At 68.1% G+C, this 19,036-nt stretch carries 20 protein-coding genes and 1 pseudogene; 12 read left to right on the forward strand and 9 right to left on the reverse strand.

Going from position 1 to position 19,036, the window contains the following annotated elements; genetic code table 11:
• The first annotated feature begins 95 nt into the window (after positions 1-95).
• The gene (locus ACYVBN_RS17090; RefSeq protein WP_460601560.1) at positions 96-920 is read left to right on the forward strand and encodes an alpha/beta fold hydrolase; all 825 of its coding nucleotides are present in this window, start codon (positions 96-98) and stop codon (positions 918-920) included.
• A gap of 37 nt (positions 921-957) precedes the next feature.
• On the opposite strand, the gene ACYVBN_RS17095 is transcribed toward ACYVBN_RS17090, so the two are convergent.
• Positions 958-1,476: a ferritin gene (locus ACYVBN_RS17095; RefSeq protein ID WP_440282444.1), complete on the reverse strand. Its 519-nt coding sequence runs from the start codon at positions 1,474-1,476 to the stop codon at positions 958-960.
• 95 nt (positions 1,477-1,571) lie between these two features.
• Positions 1,572-1,865, reverse strand: coding sequence for a GNAT family N-acetyltransferase (locus ACYVBN_RS17100; protein ID WP_440282445.1), 294 nt, complete (start codon positions 1,863-1,865; stop codon positions 1,572-1,574).
• 115 nt (positions 1,866-1,980) lie between these two features.
• Between ACYVBN_RS17100 and ACYVBN_RS17105 the strand changes: the two genes are divergently transcribed.
• A complete protein-coding gene (locus ACYVBN_RS17105; protein WP_460601561.1) occupies positions 1,981-2,940 on the forward strand; it encodes a hypothetical protein in 960 nt (319 codons plus the stop codon).
• Positions 2,941-2,957: 17 nt separating this feature from the next.
• Here the strand turns inward: ACYVBN_RS17105 and msrA are convergent, their stop codons facing one another.
• From msrA to ACYVBN_RS17120, 3 genes are all read right to left on the reverse strand, one after another.
• Positions 2,958-3,662: a peptide-methionine (S)-S-oxide reductase gene (gene msrA / locus ACYVBN_RS17110; RefSeq protein WP_460601562.1), complete on the reverse strand. Its 705-nt coding sequence runs from the start codon at positions 3,660-3,662 to the stop codon at positions 2,958-2,960.
• Between the two features lie 42 nt (positions 3,663-3,704).
• The gene (locus ACYVBN_RS17115; RefSeq protein ID WP_460601563.1) at positions 3,705-4,178 is read right to left on the reverse strand and encodes a lamin tail domain-containing protein; all 474 of its coding nucleotides are present in this window, start codon (positions 4,176-4,178) and stop codon (positions 3,705-3,707) included.
• Positions 4,179-4,245: 67 nt separating this feature from the next.
• On the reverse strand, positions 4,246-4,551 hold the full coding sequence (locus ACYVBN_RS17120; protein WP_460601709.1) for a hypothetical protein: 306 nt from the start codon (positions 4,549-4,551) through the stop codon (positions 4,246-4,248).
• Between ACYVBN_RS17120 and ACYVBN_RS17125 the strand changes: the two are divergent.
• The 6 genes and pseudogenes from ACYVBN_RS17125 to ACYVBN_RS17150 form a co-directional block, all read left to right on the forward strand.
• Positions 4,481-4,630 (forward strand): annotated as a pseudogene (locus ACYVBN_RS17125) (hypothetical protein); the annotation flags it as partial. The gene ACYVBN_RS17120 and the pseudogene ACYVBN_RS17125 overlap by 71 nt on opposite strands.
• Positions 4,631-4,734: 104 nt before the next feature.
• Positions 4,735-5,091, forward strand: a complete 357-nt coding sequence (locus tag ACYVBN_RS17130; protein WP_460601564.1) for a GNAT family N-acetyltransferase — start codon at positions 4,735-4,737, stop codon at positions 5,089-5,091.
• Between the two features lie 33 nt (positions 5,092-5,124).
• A complete protein-coding gene (locus ACYVBN_RS17135) occupies positions 5,125-8,148 on the forward strand; it encodes an HD domain-containing protein (protein ID WP_460601565.1) in 3,024 nt (1,007 codons plus the stop codon).
• Between the two features lie 31 nt (positions 8,149-8,179).
• On the forward strand, positions 8,180-9,343 hold the full coding sequence (locus ACYVBN_RS17140) for a PLP-dependent aminotransferase family protein (RefSeq protein ID WP_460601566.1): 1,164 nt from the start codon (positions 8,180-8,182) through the stop codon (positions 9,341-9,343).
• A gap of 566 nt (positions 9,344-9,909) precedes the next feature.
• Positions 9,910-10,893 (forward strand): DrrA family ABC transporter ATP-binding protein, encoded by a 984-nt coding sequence (locus tag ACYVBN_RS17145; RefSeq protein ID WP_460601567.1) that lies wholly within the window; start codon positions 9,910-9,912, stop codon positions 10,891-10,893.
• A gap of 61 nt (positions 10,894-10,954) precedes the next feature.
• Positions 10,955-11,860 carry an ABC transporter permease gene (locus tag ACYVBN_RS17150; protein WP_460601568.1) on the forward strand — a complete coding sequence of 302 codons (906 nt, stop codon included), beginning with the start codon at positions 10,955-10,957 and terminating at the stop codon, positions 11,858-11,860.
• 119 nt (positions 11,861-11,979) lie between these two features.
• Here the strand turns inward: ACYVBN_RS17150 and greA are convergent, their stop codons facing one another.
• A complete protein-coding gene (gene greA, locus ACYVBN_RS17155; protein WP_460601706.1) occupies positions 11,980-12,474 on the reverse strand; it encodes a transcription elongation factor GreA in 495 nt (164 codons plus the stop codon).
• Between the two features lie 190 nt (positions 12,475-12,664).
• Complete coding sequence (locus tag ACYVBN_RS17160) at positions 12,665-13,027, reverse strand: DUF4307 domain-containing protein (protein ID WP_440282454.1); 363 nt, start codon at positions 13,025-13,027, stop codon at positions 12,665-12,667.
• 112 nt (positions 13,028-13,139) lie between these two features.
• On the opposite strand from ACYVBN_RS17160, the gene mca reads away from it, so the two are divergent.
• Both mca and ACYVBN_RS17170 read left to right on the forward strand, forming a co-directional pair.
• Positions 13,140-14,099, forward strand: a complete 960-nt coding sequence (gene mca / locus ACYVBN_RS17165; protein ID WP_460601569.1) for a mycothiol conjugate amidase Mca — start codon at positions 13,140-13,142, stop codon at positions 14,097-14,099.
• On the forward strand, positions 14,092-14,370 hold the full coding sequence (locus tag ACYVBN_RS17170) for a hypothetical protein (RefSeq protein ID WP_460601570.1): 279 nt from the start codon (positions 14,092-14,094) through the stop codon (positions 14,368-14,370). The genes mca and ACYVBN_RS17170 overlap by 8 nt, the downstream gene beginning before the upstream one ends.
• Positions 14,371-14,427: 57 nt before the next feature.
• On the opposite strand, the gene trhA is transcribed toward ACYVBN_RS17170, so the two are convergent.
• A complete protein-coding gene (gene trhA, locus ACYVBN_RS17175) occupies positions 14,428-15,129 on the reverse strand; it encodes a PAQR family membrane homeostasis protein (RefSeq protein WP_460601571.1) in 702 nt (233 codons plus the stop codon).
• Positions 15,130-15,247: 118 nt separating this feature from the next.
• Between trhA and ACYVBN_RS17180 the strand changes: the two genes are divergently transcribed.
• Entirely contained in the window at positions 15,248-16,009 is a 762-nt protein-coding gene (locus ACYVBN_RS17180; RefSeq protein WP_440282457.1) for an isoprenyl transferase, read from the forward strand.
• Positions 16,010-16,054: 45 nt separating this feature from the next.
• On the opposite strand, the gene ACYVBN_RS17185 is transcribed toward ACYVBN_RS17180, so the two are convergent.
• A complete protein-coding gene (locus tag ACYVBN_RS17185) occupies positions 16,055-17,089 on the reverse strand; it encodes a S66 peptidase family protein (protein WP_460601572.1) in 1,035 nt (344 codons plus the stop codon).
• A gap of 527 nt (positions 17,090-17,616) precedes the next feature.
• Here ACYVBN_RS17185 and ACYVBN_RS17190 point away from each other — a divergent pair.
• Positions 17,617-18,852 carry a PhoH family protein gene (locus tag ACYVBN_RS17190; RefSeq protein ID WP_460601707.1) on the forward strand — a complete coding sequence of 412 codons (1,236 nt, stop codon included), beginning with the start codon at positions 17,617-17,619 and terminating at the stop codon, positions 18,850-18,852.
• Positions 18,853-19,036: the final 184 nt, after the last annotated feature.

Raw genomic sequence — 19,036 nt, forward strand, 5'->3', positions numbered from 1 at the left:
CATTCCATGATCGAACACGTGTTCGACAAAGTCAATCGGGTGCACGCCTCGGACGCGGTGCCCGGCAACACCGGATGGACAGCCATAATCGCCTGGTGATCGCTTCTGCCGCCTGGCGCACCCTGGCACGTGGTCCGGTCGAGCTGGCGTATGCCGAGGCGGGCTCCGGCGATCATCCGGTCGTCCTGTTGCACGGCCTGGCCGGCACGGCGCAGGAGTGGTCGGCCACCCTACGCGGACTTGCCGACACCCATCGGGTGGTCGCTCTCGAGCAGCGTGGGCACGGTCATTCGACGCGCCGACCGCAGGATGTCACCCGGGCGGCATACGTGGCGGACGTGGTGGCGTTGATCGAGCGCCTCGGCAGCGGTCCGGTCACGCTCGTCGGGCGGTCGATGGGTGGCCACACCGCGATGCTCGTCGCGGCCGAGAACCCTTCGCTGGTCAGCAGATTGGTGATGGTCGAAGCTGGGGTGGGCGGCGGGGGAGATGCCGCGACCGCGCCAGTCGAGCAGTGGCTGCGCAGTTGGCCGGCGCACTTCCCGGACCGTGACGCGTTCATCGACTTCTTCGGCGGTACGCCGGACGCGGGCGAGGCGTGGGCGGACGGCCTGCAGTTCGATGCCGGCGGCCTGGTCGCCTCCTGGGACGTCGACGTGCTGGTCGAGGCGCTGCGCGCGGTCCACGTGCTGCCGCGGTGGCGGGCCTGGGAGTCCGTGGAGGTGCCGACGCATCTGGTGGTCGGCGAGCGTAGCGCCATACCCGCCGAGGAGGTGGAGCGGATGCGCGCCAGCCGGGACGTGGGATGCACGACCATCGCCGGGGCCGGGCACGACGTGCACCTGGACCGGCCGCACGCGTGGCTCCAGGCGGTGCACGGCATCCTGGACGCGCACGAGCCGGTCACCGAAGATCGATGACCGGCTCGCGGCGGGGCGCCCATGGGCACCGGCGGGTTCAGCCGGCAGTGTTCTCGGTACTGGCAGCGGGACGCTGGGCCAGGTCCTCGTCGAGACGCAGCAGGCCCGGTCCGTCGTTGTTGATCAGCTTGATGCGGCCCACGATCTCGTCGACCGTCGCCTCCTCCTCGATCTGCTCACCGAGGAACCACATCAGCAGCGGTCGTGAGTCGAGGTCGCCGTCCTTCTCTGTCGCGGCGTAGAGGTTGCGGATTGAGGCGGAGACCTTCTGCTCGTGGAACAGCGCTGCCTCGAAGACATCGAGCACGGACTTCGCCTTGACCTTCGGCGCTTCGATCGCGCCGATGACCGGGTGGTTGGAGCGGTCGCTCAGGTGGTCGATGAACTTGTTCGCGTGGACGATCTCCTCGTCCGCCTGGTGTCGCAACCAGGCGGCGATGCCCGGGAGGTTCTGATCCTCCATCTCGATCGCCAGCTGGCGGTAGACCATCGAGGACTCGAACTCCAGCGTGATCTGGGCGTTGAACTTCTTCTCAAGGGAGGCGCTCATCTTCATGTGCCACAGCGTAGGTGGCAATGTGGCGCGCGACCAGCCGAGTGTGGCGACCATACTCGGGTTTGCCTCACCCGACGAAGGATTCGCGGATCCTTTCAGTCCTCGTGAACCAGGGCCCGGTAGTCCGGATGGCGGTCGATCCACGCCTTAATGAAGGGACACTCCGGGACCACCGAGCGTTCGCCCCGGGCCTTCACCTCGTCCAGTGCATGACGCGCGATCGCCGAACCCACACCCTTGCCCTCGAACTTCGGGTCGACCTCGGTGTGCACGAAGGTGATCCGTCCTTCGGAGAGCCGATAGACCGCGAAGCCGGCGACCACACCGCCGATGCGTGCTTCGTAGCGGCTCTGGTCGGGGTTGTCGCACACCGTGATGTCGTCGCTCATGACTCCATCTTGGACCCGGTGGCCGTCTCTCGTCATACGACTGCGCTCGCGGTGTCGGTGGTGGCGCCTAGCGTGCCGAGCACCGGGGAAGACCCGCAGACGCAGAGGTGATGCGATGAGCGATGTGGCGACGTGGCTGCTCGAGGGAGATCCTTCGATCCGCTGGCAGGTGCTGCGCGACCTGACCGACGCGCCGCCGGGGGAGGTGTCGGCCGCGCGAGCGCTGGTCGCGCGGACGGGACACGGCAGCAGGCTGCTCGACCTGTATGCCGACGGCGCGTGGGCCGGTGGCGCCTGCTTCCCGGGTGCGGACTGGCGGCCACCGGACGGCCCGGTCGGAGACCCGCAGGGGCAGCCGTGGACCGCCACCCTGCCGACCTTGCGGCTGTTGCGCACCTTCGGTGTCGATCCGGCCGATCCGGCGGTGGTCCATGCCGTCGACAATGTGCGCGAGGGGTGCCGCTGGGAGTACGACGGCTCGGCGTTCTTCGACGGTGAGGTCGAGCCGTGCATCAACGGAGGCACCGTCTCGGTCGGCGCCTACTTCGGCCAGGACGTCGACGGGATCGTGCAGCGGTTGCTGGGTGAACAGCTCGAGGACGGTGGCTGGAACTGCGAGGCGGAGAACGGCTCGATGCGCTCGTCGTTCCACACCACGATCTGCGTGCTGGAGGGTCTGCTCGACCACGAGCACGCCGGTGGCGGGCCCGAGGTGGCGCAGGCCCGGCGGCGCGGGGAGGAGTACCTGTTGCAGCGCAACCTGTTCCGCCGGGCCAGCACCGGCCAGATCGCCGACGCGGACTGGCTGCGGTTCTCCTTCCCGCCGCAGTGGCACTACGACGTGCTGCGTGGTCTGGACTACTTCCGTGCCGCGGGCGGTGCGCCGGACCCGCGGCTGGCCGAGGCCGTCGCGCACCTTCGCTCCAAGCAGCAGGCGGACGGTCGTTGGCTGCAGGAGAACACCCATCCCGGCCTCGTCCACTTCGAGGTCGAGGAGGGCGACGGCCGGCCGAGCCGGTGGAACACGTTGCGGGCCCTGCGGGTGCTGCGGTGGTATGACGGCGCGACTGCCTGAGCATCGCGCCCTATGCCTCACTCCGGCGGCAGCACCGACTGCTGGCTCGGCAACTGGTCCTGCCGGACCAGTCCGACGGGGCAGGTCATCCCGTTGGGTCCGTGATTGCAGTAGCCGGCGGGGTTCTTGTGCAGGTACTGCTGGTGGTAGTCCTCGGCATAGTAGAAGGGGCCGGCCTCGGTAGCGGAGCGGATCTCGGTGCTGATCTCCCCGAAACCGTTGTCGTGCAACACCTGCTGGAAGGCGTCGCGCGTGGCGATCGCGGCCTGCTCCTGCTCCGGAGTGGTCCAGTAGATCGCCGACCGGTACTGCGTGCCGATGTCGTTGCCCTGCCGGTTCGCGGTGGTGGAGTCGTGGTTCTCCCAGAACGCCTTGAGCAGCAGCTCCGGGGTGGTGCTGGCCGGGTCGTAGGCCACCAGCACCGCTTCGGTGTGCCCGGTGCGGCCGGTACACGTCTCCTCGTAGGTCGGATTCGGGGTGAAGCCGCCCATGTAGCCGGCCGCGGTCGTGACCACTCCGGGCTGCTGCCAGAAGATGCGCTCGGTGCCCCAGAAGCAGCCCATGGCGACATACAGCACCTGCGTGCCCTCCGGCCACGGACCGCCGAGGGCGGTGCCGAGCACTTCGTGCTGCTCCGGTATGCCGGGCAGTTGCGCCTGGCGACCGGGCAGTGCGTCGCCGGGGGACACCATCGTGGTCTTGCGGCCGAAGAGGAAGCTCATGCACTGCACAACGAACGGGGCGGCCGAAGCCTTCCCCGGCGGTCAGCAGTTTTTGTAGCCCGTCTTGGCGCGCTTCTGCGCCGCGGTCTGCTGGTAGGTGCAGGTGGCGATCTTGGTGCGGCCCTTCATCAGGTATGCCGTGTCGGTCGTGTTGTTCCACACCATCGACCGCATGCCCCAATAGAGGTTGCTCGAGGTGTTGCGCCCCTTGCCGGTGTGCACGGTCACCGTCTTGCCGGCGCCGAGCCGGAACGTCGTGGGGAACCGGTAGACGTGGTAGTTCTTCCGGTCGTGGATCAGGTAGCCGTTCAGGCTGATGGTCTTGCGGGTGACGTTCTTGACCTGAATGTATTCGCGGTTCAGCCGGGTCGTCGTGGAGGGCGTGTCCGATCCGGGCTGGTCGGCGTAGAAGCGGGCGAACTTCAGGGTGGGCGCGGCGTTCGCCGGCGCGGCGAGGGACAACGTCATACCGGCGGCGACGCAGGTGGCGGCCAGCACGTGGGGCAGACGGCGCATGCGGAGATCTTTCGGCGAGAAGGGCGCTACGGCGTACTCGCCGGGTAAGGGGATGGTAAGGAAGGACTCAGCGGACGTCCAGCTGATCCGGGAAGACCGCGCCGGAGTCGGCGAAATGCGGTGGCGTCCGGGCTGCTGCCCCGCGCAGGATCGCCACCATGCGCATCACGACCGTCGACGCCCGATCCGACGAACCGCACGAGGCCGGCCGCTTCGCCGAACTCGTGGCCGTCCAGGCCGCGTCGATGGCGGCACTGCACGCCGGGCCCAGCACCGCGTGGACGACCGAGGAACTGCGCGCGATGCGGCGCACGCGCACCGACTTCGCGTACGCCGACCGGCTGGCGCAGGTCGGTGACACGGCGGTAGGCATGCTGGCGGTCGCCCTGCCGCAGCAGGACAACACCGAGGCCGCACTGATCATGCTGCATGTGCTGCCGCAGCACCGCCGTCGCGGGGTCGGCAGCGCCCTCCTCGCCGAAGCCGAGGACATCGCGCGGCGCACGGACGGAGCATCCTGCAGGCGTCCACCGAGTATGACGCGGGCGCCGCGGATGTGGGCGAGGCCTTCGCCCGGCAGCACGGGTTCGCGCTCGCACGGACCGTCGTCGCCAGCGATGTCGTCACCGGGAGGCTGGTCGGCTTCACCCGCATCACCGTGTCGACCACGGACCCCGATGTCGGTTATCAGTCCGACACGCTCGTCCTGCGCGAAGCACGCGGCCACCGACTCGGGCTGCGGATGAAGGCGACGGCTGCACTGGCGTTCATGCAGGAGTCGCCTGCGACGCGACGCCTTCTCACCTGGAATGCCGACGACAACCTGCCGATGCTGGCGGTCAACCGGCGCCTCGGATTCGTCGGGGACGGCATACAACGCGAATGGGAACGCCGGCTGCCGGACGCGCGGTGAGCCGGAAGCACGGCGCTCGGTAGCCTTTCCTGCGTGCTGACCGTGCAAGACGCCCTCATCCGCCTCCAGAAATTCTGGACCGACCGCGGCTGCATGATCGTGCAGCCCAACAACACCGAGGTCGGAGCGGGCACCATGAACCCCGCCACCTTGATGCGGGTGCTCGGTCCGGAGCCGTGGCGCGTCGCGTACGTCGAGCCGTCCGTGCGCCCCGACGACAGCCGGTATGGCGAAAACCCCAACCGCCTGCAGACGCACACGCAGTTCCAGGTCATCCTCAAGCCGGAGCCGGGCAACCCGCAGGAGCTCTACCTGGAGTCGCTCGAGGCGCTGGACATCGACATCCACGCCCACGACATCCGGTTCGTCGAGGACAACTGGGCGCAGCCGGCGATCGGCGCCTGGGGCCTCGGCTGGGAGGTCTGGCTGGACGGCATGGAGATCACCCAGTTCACCTACTTCCAGCAGGTGGGTGGCCAGAACCTCGACCCGATTCCCGTCGAGCTGACCTACGGCATCGAGCGCATCATGATGGCGCAGCAAGGGGTTTCGCACTTCAAGGACATGCAGTACGCCCCTGGCATCACGTATGGCGAGGCCTTCGGTCAGCAGGAGTACGAGATGTCCCGCTACTACCTGGACGACGCGGACGTCGCGGTCAACCAGGACTTCTTCGACCACTACGTCGCCGAGGCGCAGCGGATGATCGAGCAGCGGCTGCCCGTGCCGGCATACACCTATGTGCTGAAGTCGTCGCACGCGTTCAACGTGCTCGACGCCCGCGGTGCGATCTCCACGACCGAACGCGCCAAGGCATTCTCGACGATGCGCGGCCTGGCGCGGGACGTCTCCGCATTGTGGATCGAACGACGTCAGGAGCTGGACTTCCCGCTGCTCAAGGCCGACGCTCCGAAGGTGCTGGCCGGCGCCGCGGTGCAGCACCCCGCGGATGACCCGGAGGACGTCGACCTTGCTGCCCTGCCGGCCGAGGACCAGACGCTCGCGGTCGAGATCGGCGTCGAGGAGTTGCCGCCGCACGTCGTCGACCAGGCGATCGACTTCGTGCGCAGCTCGCTGACCGAGCGGCTGGATGGCAGCCGACTGACCCACGGCGCGATCGAGGTCGTCGGCACTCCGCGGCGCATCGTGGCGACCGTGGCGTCGTTGGCGGCCCAGGAGCCCGATGCGGAGTCCTTGCGCAAGGGCCCGAAGGTTGCCGCCGCGTATGACGAGAACGGCGAACCCACCAGGGCCGCACAGGGATTCGCGCGCGGTCAGCACGTCGACGTGGCCGCCCTCGTCCGCGCGGAGTTCGATGGTGCCGAGCATGTCGCGGTGCAGATGACCGAAACCGGACGTGACGTGCTGACGGTGGCCGGCGAGATCATCGGTGACATCGTCGAGGCGCTGCGCGCCGACAAGAACATGCGCTGGTGCGACCCGCAGCTGTCCTACAGCCGCCCGATCCGGTGGGTCGTGGCACTCTGGGGCGACACGGTCGTGCCGGTGCAGGCGTCGCAGCTCACCTCGGGCCGCACCACCTACGTGCACCGCACCGACGCCACTCCGCTGGTCCGGGTGCCCGCTGCGGACCGGTTGCGCGACGTGCTCGAGACGCACGGACTGGTCGTCGACCCGGCGGCACGCCGCCAGCAGGTCATCGACCAGTCGCGCGCGCTCGCCGAATCCGTCGATGGGGCGGTCGATTTCGAGGGTGAGTCGGCGCTCGTCGACGAAATCACCAACCTCGTCGAGGAGCCGCACGCGATCCTCGGCACGTACGGCGAGAAGTATCTCGCGCTGCCCGAACAGATCCTCACCACCGTGATGCGCAAGCACCAGCGTTATCTGCCGGTGCGTGGTGCCGACGGGACGCTGTTGCCGTACTTCGTCACCGTCGCCAACGGTGACTGCGACGACGACCTGGTGCGCATCGGCAACGAGACCGTCTTGCGTGCCCGCTACGAGGATGCCGCGTTCTTCTACGACGCCGACCGGAAGGTGTCGCTCGCCGATCTGCGTGACGGCATCGGCAAGCTGACCTTCGAGAACCGGCTCGGGTCGATGGCCGACCGCGCAGACCGGATCAACGACGTGGCGCGCGAGATCGCTTCCACTGTGCAGCTTTCCGGGGACGAGCTGCAGACCCTCGAACGTGCCGGTGAGCTCGCGAAGTTCGACCTGTCCTCGCAGATGGTGATCGAGCTGTCGTCGCTGGCCGGCTTCATGGCGCGCGAATACGCCGTCAAGGCGGGCGAGACCCCGCAGGTCGCACAGGCGCTCTGGGAGATGGAGCTGCCGCGTGCGGCCGGCGACGACCTGCCCGAGTCGGTGCCCGGCGCGGTGTTGGCGCTCGCCGACCGGTTCGACCTGTTGGCGGCGATGTTCGCCATCGGCGCCAAGCCGTCCGGTTCTTCCGACCCCTTCGCACTGCGTCGCGCTGCCCTCGGACTGGTGTCGATCCTGCGGGAGCATCGCGAGCTCGGCGGGGTGACGATCGAGGCCGGCCTGGCCGCTGCGGCCGCACGGCTCCGACAGCAAGGCATCGAGGTTTCGGATGAATCTCTGGCAGCTGCAAAGGATTTCATCGTCGGTCGATTCGCGCAGCAGTTGCGCGACGAAGGTGTGCCGGTCGGTCTGGTAGCGACCGTCACGCCGTTGGCATCGGCACCCGGCGTCGCGGCACAGGCGCTCGCGGACATCGAGACCGCCCGCGCCGACGACCGTTTCCCGGCGCTGGTCGAGGCCGTGCAGCGCATCACTCGCATCGTGCCGGCCGGCACCGCGGCGTCATACGATCGGGCGCTGTTGGCGTCCGACGCCGAGAAGGCGCTCGTCGGGTATGTCGACGAGCTGCCCGATCACGGGAATGACGCTCTGCCGCAGTGGATACCGGATGCGCTACCGCTCGTCGCACCGTTGACCAAGTACTTCGATGACGTGATGCTCATGGCGGACGACGAGCAGCTGCGCGCCGCGCGACTGGGGTTGGTGCAGACCGTCGTCGAGCGTGCCCCGCGCGGCATCGACTGGCGGGAACTCAACTCGGTGCTGTAGCCGTCGAAACGGTCGCCGTAGACTCGGCAACATGACTGGATTCTCCACTCGCGCCATCCACGCCGGGCAGGAGCCCGACCCCCGCACCGGGGCGGTCGTGCCCGCGATCTACCAGACCTCGACGTACAAGCAGGACGGCGTCGGCGGTCTGCGAGAGGGCTTCGAATACTCGCGCTCGGGCAACCCGACCCGCTCCGCGCTGGAGGAGTGCATCGCCGCATTGGAGGGCGGGTCAAAGGGATTCGCCTTCTCCTCCGGTCTCGCCGCGGAGGACTGTGTCATGCGCGCGATCCTGCGGCCGGGCGACCACATGATCATCCCCACTGATGCCTACGGCGGCACCTTCCGGCTCGTCGACAAGGTGCAGAAGGTCTGGGGTGTCGACTACAGCCTGGCGAAGGTGTCGCAGGCGGACGCCATACGCGGTGAGATCCGGCCCGGCGTCACCAAGCTGATCTGGCTCGAGACGCCGACCAATCCGCTGCTCGGGGTCGCTGATATTGCGGCCATCGCGCAGATCGCGCACGAGGCGGGTGCGCTGCTCGTCGTGGACAATACTTTCGCATCGGCCTACCTGCAGCAGCCGATCAGCCTCGGCGCAGACATCGTGGTCCACTCCACGACGAAGTACTCCGGAGGGCACAGCGACGTCGTGGGCGGAGCGGTCGTCGTCGCGGAAAATGTTGGCGTTGCTGCGTTCTCGGACGCTGCCGAGCGGGTTGGCTTCCACCAGAACTCCATGGGCGCGATCGCCGGACCCTTCGACTCGTGGCTGGTGCTGCGCGGTCTCAAGACGCTGGCCGTCCGGATGGAGCGGCACTGCGACAACGCCGAGAGGGTCGTGGAGTTCCTGCGCGGCCGCAACGATGTCACGCACATCTACTACCCGGGTCTGGACAGCCACCCCGGCCACGACATCGCCGCGAAGCAGATGCGTCGCTTCGGCGGCATGGTCAGCTTCCAGCTGGCGGGCGGTGAACAGCATGCGGTCGACGCGATCGGCCGCACGAAGATCTGGACGCTCGGCGAATCGCTCGGGGGCGTCGAGTCGCTCATCGAGCACCCCGGACGTATGACGCACGCCAGTGTCGCCGGCACCGAGCTCGAGGTCCCGGCAGACCTCATCCGGCTCTCCGTCGGTCTGGAGGACCCCGACGACCTGATCGCCGACCTGCACCAGGCGCTCGACGGCTGAGGCTTTTGCTCGACTCCTCGCGAGACTGAAGGGGCTGCGCAGCGAACGAGTTCGCTGCGCAGCCCCTTCAGTCTCGGTCGTCGTCTCGCTGGCGCCGGCTCGTCGTAGGCGTGGATGGTCCGCTCCTCCGGACCGGTGCCGATGTCCGCCCTGGGGAGGGTTTGGTACGGGTGTCGGGGCCGGGGTGTGCCGATGTCTGCCCTGGGGAGGGTTTGGTACGGGTGTCGGGGCCGGGGTGTGCCGATGTCTGCCCTGGGGAGGGTTTGGTACGGGTATGCCGGCCGGGGCGTGCCGATGTCTGCCCTGGGGAGGGTTTGGTACGGGTATGCCGGCCGGGGCGTGCCGATGTCTGCCCTGGGGAGGGTTTGGTACGGGTGTCGGGGCCGGGGCGTGCCGATGTCTGCCCTGGGGAGGGTTTGGTACGGCGCGACATACAAACAGCATTGACGCGACCCCACACGCGATATATCGTCAATCCGGAACTCACGATATGTCGCGAAAAATGACAGGCCCGATGTCAGTGGCCCGTGAGACGGTAGAACGGCAGCTGGACAAGGGAGACGGAGATGACCGACGCGGTCACAGCCGAGGGGCTGATCAAGCACTACAAGGATGTGAAAGCCGTCGATGGCGTCAGCCTGCGAGTGCCGGAAGGCAGTGTGCTCGGAGTGCTCGGGCCCAACGGCGCAGGCAAGACCACGACAGTGCGGATGCTCACCACGCTGATCCGTCCCGACGCAGGGTCGGCGACGGTGGCGGGCGCCGACGTGTTGCGCGATCCGCAGGCGGTCCGACGCCAGATCGGAGTGTCGGGACAATACGCGGCCGTCGACGAGTACCTCACCGGCCGGGAGAACCTCGAGATGATCGGCCGGCTCTACCACCTCACGCCCAAGGAGGCGAAGACCCGGGCCATCGAGCTGCTGCAGCAGTTCCGGCTCGATGACGCAGCGGGCCGGCCGGCGAAGACCTACTCCGGCGGCATGCGCCGGCGACTCGACCTGGCCGGTGCACTCGTCGCCCGGCCGCCGGTGATCTTCCTCGACGAGCCGACCACCGGCCTGGACCCGCGCAGCCGCGGCGACATGTGGGAGGTGATCAACGACCTGGTCGGTCACGGCACCTCGGTGCTGCTGACGACCCAATACCTCGAGGAGGCCGACCGCCTGGCCGACAACATCGTCGTCATCGACCACGGGCGGATCATCGCCGAGGGCACTGCCGACGAGCTGAAGGCACAAGTGGGCGGCGAACGCCTCGAGGTCACGGTCGCCGACCCGGCTCGGCTGGCCGAGGCGGCAGACATCATGGGCGTGGTCGGCTCGGCAGCTGTCGAGCGCGACGAGCACAGCCGCCGACTGATCGTGCCGGTGACCGGCGGCACCCAATCGCTGTTGCAGGCGGTCCGCGCCTTCGATGAGGAGTCGATCACGGTGCAGGACATCGGTATCCGTCGGCCGACGCTCGACGATGCGTTCCTCAGCCTGACCGGACACAAGGCCGAGGCTGACGCCGATGCGGAGCTCGAGCTGGTGGGGGAGTCGGCATGAGAAGCACGCCACGACGTTCCTTGCCTGCCTCGCTCCTGCTGATACGTGGCGGTGATTTCGCATGAACGCGCCCCTCAGCAGCGCCGAGACGACGGTGCCAGCAGCGGTCACGGCCCCGCAGCAACCCAGGACCGGGAGCCTGATCGGTGACGGGTTGACCGTCGCCAAGCGCAATCTCATCAAGATCCGGCGGGTGCCCGACCTGCTGATCTTCACCACGCTCCAGCCGATCATGTTCGTGCTGCTCTTCGGCTACGTGTTCGGGTCGCTCGCGGGGTCGGGTGCGGCGGTGCAGGCCGGTTATCGAGAGTTCATGATGGCCGGCATCTTCACCCAGACCATCATCTTCGGGGCGACCATCACCGGCTACATGATGGCTGAGGACATGCAGAAGGGCGTCATCGACCGATTCCGCACCCTGCCCATGCATCCGAGTGCCGTGTTGCTCGGTCGCACACTCACCGACGTCGTCAACAACGTGGTCGTGCTGGTGGTCATGTCGGCGACCGGTCTGGTCATCGGTTGGCGGGTCCACAACGGACCCGTGCACGCCCTGTGGGCCTACCTGTTGATGCTGTTCTTCGCCTACGCGTTGTCCTGGGTGTTCGCCTACGTCGGTCTGCGGGTTCGTTCACCCGAAGTGGTCAACAACGCCTCGTTCATGATCATCTTCCCGGTCACGTTCATCGCCAACACCTTCGTGCCGTCGCAGAACATGCCGTCGGTGCTGAAGACGATCGCCGGCTGGAACCCCGTCTCGACGATCACCCAGTCGGCTCGGGAAAACTTCGGCAACCTCTACGCGATGCAGGCGCCGGGGCAGTCCCATGCGCAGATCGACCAGCAGACGGCATACACATGGGCACTGCAGCACCCGGATCTCTACACGCTGATCTGGGCGGTCGTGCTGCTGGCGATCTTCCTGCCGTTCGCGACGTCCGCCTACAAGAAGGCCGTCGCCAAGTAGGTCCCGCGGTCGGGGGACCGGGGCTGGACGCCGGAGGGTCACCCAGCCGACCCTCCGGCATACAGGAGAAGGGGCGCGCGCGGCGGGTTGCCGCGTGCGCCCCTTCGCCCGTGTCGATGTCAGCCGGTGTATGCCGTCGCTTCGAGCACCTTCACCTCGATGGTCTTGCCGTTGGGCGCCTCGTACGACACGTTGTCGCCGACCTTGGCGCCATTGATGGCGCTGCCCAGCGGCGACTTCTCGCTGTAAACGTCCATGTCGGAGTCGCCGGCGATCTCGCGGCTGCCCAGCAGGAACTTCTCCTTGTCGCCGAACATCTCGACGGTGACGACCATGCCCGGGCTGACGACACCCTCGGTGGCGGAGGACTGGCCGACGACCGCGTTGCGCAACAGTTCCTCGAGCTGGCGGATGCGGGCCTCCATCTTGCCCTGCTCCTCCTTGGCGGCGTGATAGCCGCCGTTCTCCTTCAGGTCGCCCTCCTCGCGAGCTTCCTCGATCTTGGCCGCGATGTCGGTGCGCCCTTCGCCGGAGAGATGGTCCAGCTCGGCCTTCAGACGGTCGTAGGCCTCCTGGGTCAGGAAGCTGGCCGATGCGTCAGCGGTGCTCACGATTACTCTCCTTAGGTCGTCGGACCTGGTCAAACAATTGGTCGAACACGTTGGTCGAACAGTGGGTCAAACAATGAGGTCCGGGGCCGCTCCGGTGCTTCGCCGGATGCTGGTCCCAGACCTTGGGTATAGCTGTCAACCATAGCACCGGGCAGGTGCGGACCCGAATCGATCCGGAAACCCGCGGCGCGGCTCAGCGGTATGCGCAGTGGTCGACGAATCCGGTGACGGCCTTGGCGACCGTCGGAATCTGCCGGGTGTACTCCGTGGTGGTGTAGTCGCTGGCTGGGAGGTCGACGGTGATCACCCCGACGCGACCATGGCTGATGTCCTGGGCCTCCAGCGTGCAGCTGACCGGTTTGCCGTCCTGATTGGTGACGTAGAACGTCACCTGCACCTTGCGGTCGTTGACCACCTGGAACGGCCCGTTGTCCCAGCTGACCCCGCGCGTCGCCGAGATGCCCCACCAGATCGCGCCGGCCGTCATGATCAGCACGCCGATGGTGCCGATGATCCACCACTTGCGTTGCTCGGGTGGAATTCGGGGGACGGCCATGAAGTGAGACAATAGGTCGCGAAGATCGGCGGTTCGTCGTCGCCCCCGCACCGGACAGGCAACGGACCGTTTCCCGAGCATGGGACACCATGGACAACGAGGAGTGCAGCACGTGACTGAGGCCCTGCGCCTGATGGCAGTTCACGCCCACCCTGACGACGAATCCAGCAAGGGGTCGGCCACGATGGCCCGCTACGTCGACGAAGGTCACCCCGTGCTCGTGGTGACCTGCACCGGCGGCGAGCGGGGCGACATCCTCAACCCGCGGCTGCAGGGCAACGCGGACATCGCCCGCGATCTGCCCGAGGTGCGGCGCGCCGAGATGGCCAAGGCCCAGGAGATCCTCGGGATCCGGCAGACCTGGCTGGGGTTCGTGGATTCCGGGCTGCCCGAAGGCGATCCGCTGCCGCCGCTACCGGAGGGGTGCTTCGCGCTGGAGCCGCTGGAGGTCACGACCGAGGCACTGGTGCGGGAGATCCGCGCGTTCCGCCCGCACGTCGTCACCACGTATGACGAGAACGGCGGCTACCCCCACCCCGACCACATCATGACCCACGACGTGACGCTGGCCGCCTTCGAAGCGGCCGCCGACCTCGACGCGTTCCCGCACGCGGGCGCGCCGTGGCAGCCGTTGAAGCTCTACTACGACCGTGGCTTCTCCAAGGCCAAGATGATCGCGTTCCACGAGGCGCTGCTCGACGAGGGACGCGAGTCGCCATACGCCGAATGGCTCAAGCACCGCGAGGACCGGCCCGAGGGTCGCGTCACCACGCGGGTGGAGTGCTCGAAATACTTCCCGGTGCGTGAGCAGGCCTTGCTGGCCCATGCCACTCAGGTCGACCCGGACGGCACGTTCTTCGCGCTGTCACCGGCCGATCAGGCACGAGTCTGGCCGACCGAGGAGTTCGACCTGGTGCGGTCGTGGGTGCCGCTGGCCGCGGGTGAGGATGATCTGTTCGCCGGGCTGCCGGCCGATGTCGCGGCCGCCGATGCGATGGCGACCGGAGACCTCGGCGCACCGGTGATCGACGACGTGCAGCAACGAGTGACACAGGAGGCCAGCCATGGGTGACGGCGGCAACGAGAGCGTGGCGGTGACCGCGGGCATCTGGGGTTTCATCGTGCTGTTCGGGCTGGCGATCGCGTGCTGGCTGCTGTTTCGCAGCATGAACAACCACCTGCGCAAGACCCAATGGCAGGAGGAGCAGGAGCATCCGGTCCGGCAACGAATCCCCCTCGCCCCGCGCTCGGCCACCCGCGCCGCGCAGCACCGGGCCGAGCAGTCGCGCCCGCCCGCCGACGGCGAGTCAGCGTCGCCGGACCAGCCGCACCAGGAGAACTGAACGGCGCCGCCTCACCGCACGACCGGCCGCAGCAGGACGCACCGGTGTCGACAGGCGTCAGTGTGCGTGACCGTAGATCGCCAGGGACGCGGCGACGTAGTGGGAGATGAACGCGACCACGGTGAACGAGTGGAAGATCTCGTGGAAGCCGAACCACTTCGGTGACGGGTCCGGCTTCTTGGTGCCGTAGACGACGGCGCCCAGCGTGTAGAGCGCGCCACCGACCGCGATCAACGTGATGACGGCGGGGCCGCCGGAACGCATCAGGGGGCCGAAATAGAAGATGGCGACCCAGCCCAGCGCGACGTAGATCGGCGTGTAGAGCCAGCGCGGGGCGCCGACCCAGAAGACGCGGAACAACACGCCGAGTCCGGCACCGCCCCACACCAGCAACAGCAGACTGACGGCGTCGCGGCCGTGCAGCAGGGTCAACGCGAACGGCGTGTAGGTACCCGCGATGATCAGGAAGATGTTGGAGTGGTCCATCCGCTTCAGCGTCTGCTCGACGCGCGGACTCCACTTGCCCCGGTGATAGAAGGCCGACGTGCCGAACAACAGTGCTGCGGTGACCGCGAAGACCGCCGCTCCGATCCGCCCACGTGCCGTCGGTGCCAGGCACACCAGCACGATGCCCGCCGCGACGGCCAAAGGCGTCATCCCGGCGTGCAGCCAGCCGCGCAGCTTCGGCTTGACGGCGCGGATGAGCTCCGCTGCGTCGTGCTGCAGGTGGCGCGCAGCCGAGGGGGTTGACGGGTTCATGCACCCAGCGTAGTGGCCGGATCCGGTGCCGATCGACCGTGCTGAGTCGATGTGACCGACGCCTCGGCATACTCTGGTGGTCTGCACGCCCGACGACGAGGAAGGTGGGGGCCGGCCGATGCGCATGAGCGATCTGCTCTATCTCGCATATGAGCGACACGTGCGCAAGTCCCTCCCCGAGCAGAACCTCCCGCGGCACGTCGGTGTGATGCTGGACGGCAACCGGCGCTGGGCGAAGGCCCGCGGTGCGGCCACCAAGGACGGTCATCAGGCGGGCGCGGACAACATCAAGCCCCTGTTGGACTGGTGTGAGGAGGCCGGCGTCGAGGTCGTGACGCTCTGGCTGCTGTCCACCGACAACCTCAACCGCTCGCAGGCCGAACTCACGCCGCTGCTCGGCATCATCGAGGGCGCCGTGGAGGGACTGGCCGCCGAGCAGCGCTGGCGACTGCACCCGGTAGGTGCGTTGGATCTGTTGCCGGACTCCACGGCCCAGGTGCTCAAGCACGCCGCTGACTCCACCGCCGGGGTCGACGGGATGATCGTCAACGTCGCGGTCGGGTATGGCGGCCGCCGCGAGATCGCCGACGCGGTGCGGGCGATGCTCCAGGAGCACGCGGCCCGCGGCACCTCCCTGGAGGAGCTGGCCGAGACCCTCGACGTGGAGCACATCGCCGAACACCTCTACACCAAGGGTCAGCCCGACCCCGATCTGGTGATCCGCACCTCGGGCGAGCAGCGGCTGGGTGGTTTCCTGCTGTGGCAGAGCGCGCACTCGGAGTTCTACTTCTGCGAGGCCTACTGGCCCGATTTCCGCAAGGTCGACTTCCTCCGCGCGCTGCGTGCGTATGCCGTGCGCGACCGTCGTCTCGGCAAGTAGCAGCCGCCGCAGGGCGGCCCTGCGGCCCGCTGAGCCGGGGTGGCGTCAGCCGAAATGGGCCGTGATCTGTTGCGAGGCGCCGTCGACGGTGACGTTCCCGCCATACGGCAGGAGCAGCTGGGGGCTGGTGTGCCCGAAGTCGACGTCAAGTGCCACGACGAGGTCGGGGTTGTACTCCGCGACAGCACGCAGCACGCAGTCGCGGTGCTCGGACCGCAACTGCGACGCGGCCTGCTCGGTGACCGGGTGCTCGTGATCGCTGACCGGCGGCCGCCCCCACAACAGCGCCGCTGCAGCATCCAGCAGACCGCGCTCGCCGATGGTGCGCAGCAGCCGGTAGTTCTGTTCGGGGGTGGGCAGTTCCTCGTGTGGTTCGAGCAGCAGCACCGCGCCCGCGTAGTCGGCGACCGGGCGCATCCACCGGTTCGTCGCCAGGGTCCACTCGACGATCTCCAAACACCCGCCCCAGGTCGGTCCGGTGACGCTGCGCTGCGGGCCGCTCCAGGTCCACGGTTCGGCCGGGATGTCGGATGCCGCATCGGTGAGCGCGCGCGGATCGTCCCAGCGGATGCCGACGTCGCGGGTGCGGTCCGGTGGGGTCAGCACGATGTCGCCGCCGAAGAGGGCGACGCGTAGCGAGTCCAGGTGCAGTCGGTCCGGGACCGGCCCGAGGTGCACCTGCGTCGACCCGCCGTGGATGCCGGCGATGCCGTGGAACCACAGGAAGTTCAATACGTTGGTGTTGTCGCTGTAGCCGAGGAACCGCTTCGGATGCGACCGGATGAGGTCGGCGTCGAGGTGCTTGAGCACGGTCAGCTGGTCTTCGCCGCCGATGGTGGCCAGCACCGCCTTGATCGGTGGGTCGCCGAACGCCGCGTTGATGTCCGCAGCACGATCGGCCGCGCCGGCATCGCGCCGGGTGGTCGGAAACTCGACGGGTTCCAGGTCGAAGTCGTCGCGCAGCCGCTGCAACGCCCGCTCGTGGACGGCGGGGAAATGCGCGGGCGCAGCCCAGCTCGGCGACAGCACCGCCACTCGGTCGCCGGGGTCGAGGGGAGCGGGCAGCACGGGGCGGGTCATGCCCGCAGTCCAGCAGTGCGGGACGGGCGACGGCAATCGAGTTTCCGTCGACCATGCCGATCGCGGTGTATGGCGCGCGATCGGCATACTCCCGGCGCCGCGCCCCCACAGCTGTGACAGTTGTGGCCCAGGTGATCTGTGGGACAGCGCCGTGGACACATCTGCGGAATTTGCCCCGGGATCGGCGGCGTGTCGACGGGATGGCGGACGGATTTTCGGGAAGTGTCGGCGGTGACGCAGCTGCGATCCCCGCACTGCGTTCGGGAGGCCCAGATGGAGCGAGCTTCGCTCCGGACGAAGGGCCGGCACCGGCCCCTCGGGGCGCGGTCCCGGCACTTGGTCCGAGAGTAGGTCACACGGCGACACATGCCGCGTGACAGGAGGAGATCGTCATGGCTACCAGCTCCCAGCCCTCCCCTTCGGCGTCCACCGACAGGTCCAGCGGCACGTCCACCTCCACGTCCACCTCCAGCGGCGTCCGCACCTACGTGCTCGACACGTCGGTGTTGCTGTCCGACCCGCGGGCGATGACCCGCTTCGCCGAGCACAAGGTCGTGCTGCCGGTGGTCGTCGTGACGGAGTTGGAGGCCAAACGCCACCATCCCGAGCTCGGCTACTTCGCACGTTCGGCGTTGCGGCTGCTCGACGACCTGCGCGCCACGCACGGCCGGCTCGATGCGCCGGTGCCGATCGGTGACGGTGGCACCCTGCGGGTCGAGTTGAACCACAGCGATCCCCAGTCGCTGCCGAGCGGATTCCGGCTGGGGGACAACGACACCCGGATCCTGGCGGTGGCCCGCAACCTGGCCAACGAGGGTCACGACGTGACCGTCGTCAGCAAGGACATGCCGATGCGGGTGAAGGCCTCCGCGGTCGGGTTGTCCGCGGAGGAATACCGCGCCGAGCTCGCCGTGGACTCGGGCTGGACCGGCACCACCGAACTCGATGTCGCGCCGGAGATCCTCGACCGGCTGTATGACGAGGGCCGGGCCGAGATCCCGGCGGCCGCCGACCTGCCGACCAACACCGGCGTGGTGATGCTCGGTGCCGGCAGCAGCAGCGCACTCGGCCGGGTGATGGCGGACAAGTCGGTGCGGCTGGTCCGCGGCGACCGCGACGCCTTCGGGCTGCACGGCCGGTCCGCCGAACAACGCATCGCACTGGACCTGTTGCTCGACCCGGACGTCGGCATCGTCAGCCTCGGCGGCCGGGCCGGCACCGGCAAGTCGGCGCTCGCACTGTGCGCGGGCCTGGAAGCGGTGATGGAGCGCCGCCAGCACAGCAAAGTGATCGTCTTCCGTCCTCTGTATGCCGTCGGCGGCCAGGAACTGGGCTATCTGCCCGGCACCGAGAACGAGAAGATGGGCCCGTGGGCCCAGGCGGTCTTCGACACCCTGGGTGCCGTGGTCTCGCGTGAGGTGACCGAGGAAGTAATGGACCGCGGTCTGCTCGAGGTGCTGCCGTTGACCCACATCCGTGGCCGGTCGCTGCACGACGCCTTCGTCGTCGTGGACGAGGCGCAGTCGCTGGAGCGCGGCGTGCTGCTGACCGTGCTGTCCCGCATCGGCCAGAACTCCCGGATCGTGCTGACCCACGACGTGGCTCAGCGCGACAACCTGCGTGTCGGCCGGCACGACGGAGTCGCTGCCGTCATCGAGAAACTGAAGGGCCACCCGCTGTTCGGCCACGTCACCCTGCACCGCAGCGAACGCAGTCCGATCGCCGCTCTGGTGACCGATCTGCTGGAAGGACCGGAGAGCTGACGGCCCACGGCCGCAAGATCTTTTGACCCCGAATATCTCGTTTCGGTAACGCTCGGGCATACTTCGGGATAACGTACCTGCAGACGCGCTCGACATACGGCGCCCGCAAGGGCTTCGTGGGCCGGGTCCTCCACGTGAGGATCAGGCACCCTCGAGTGCGGCAGAGCGATGCGACAGGACCTCA

This window comes from Flexivirga lutea, assembly GCF_054778955.1.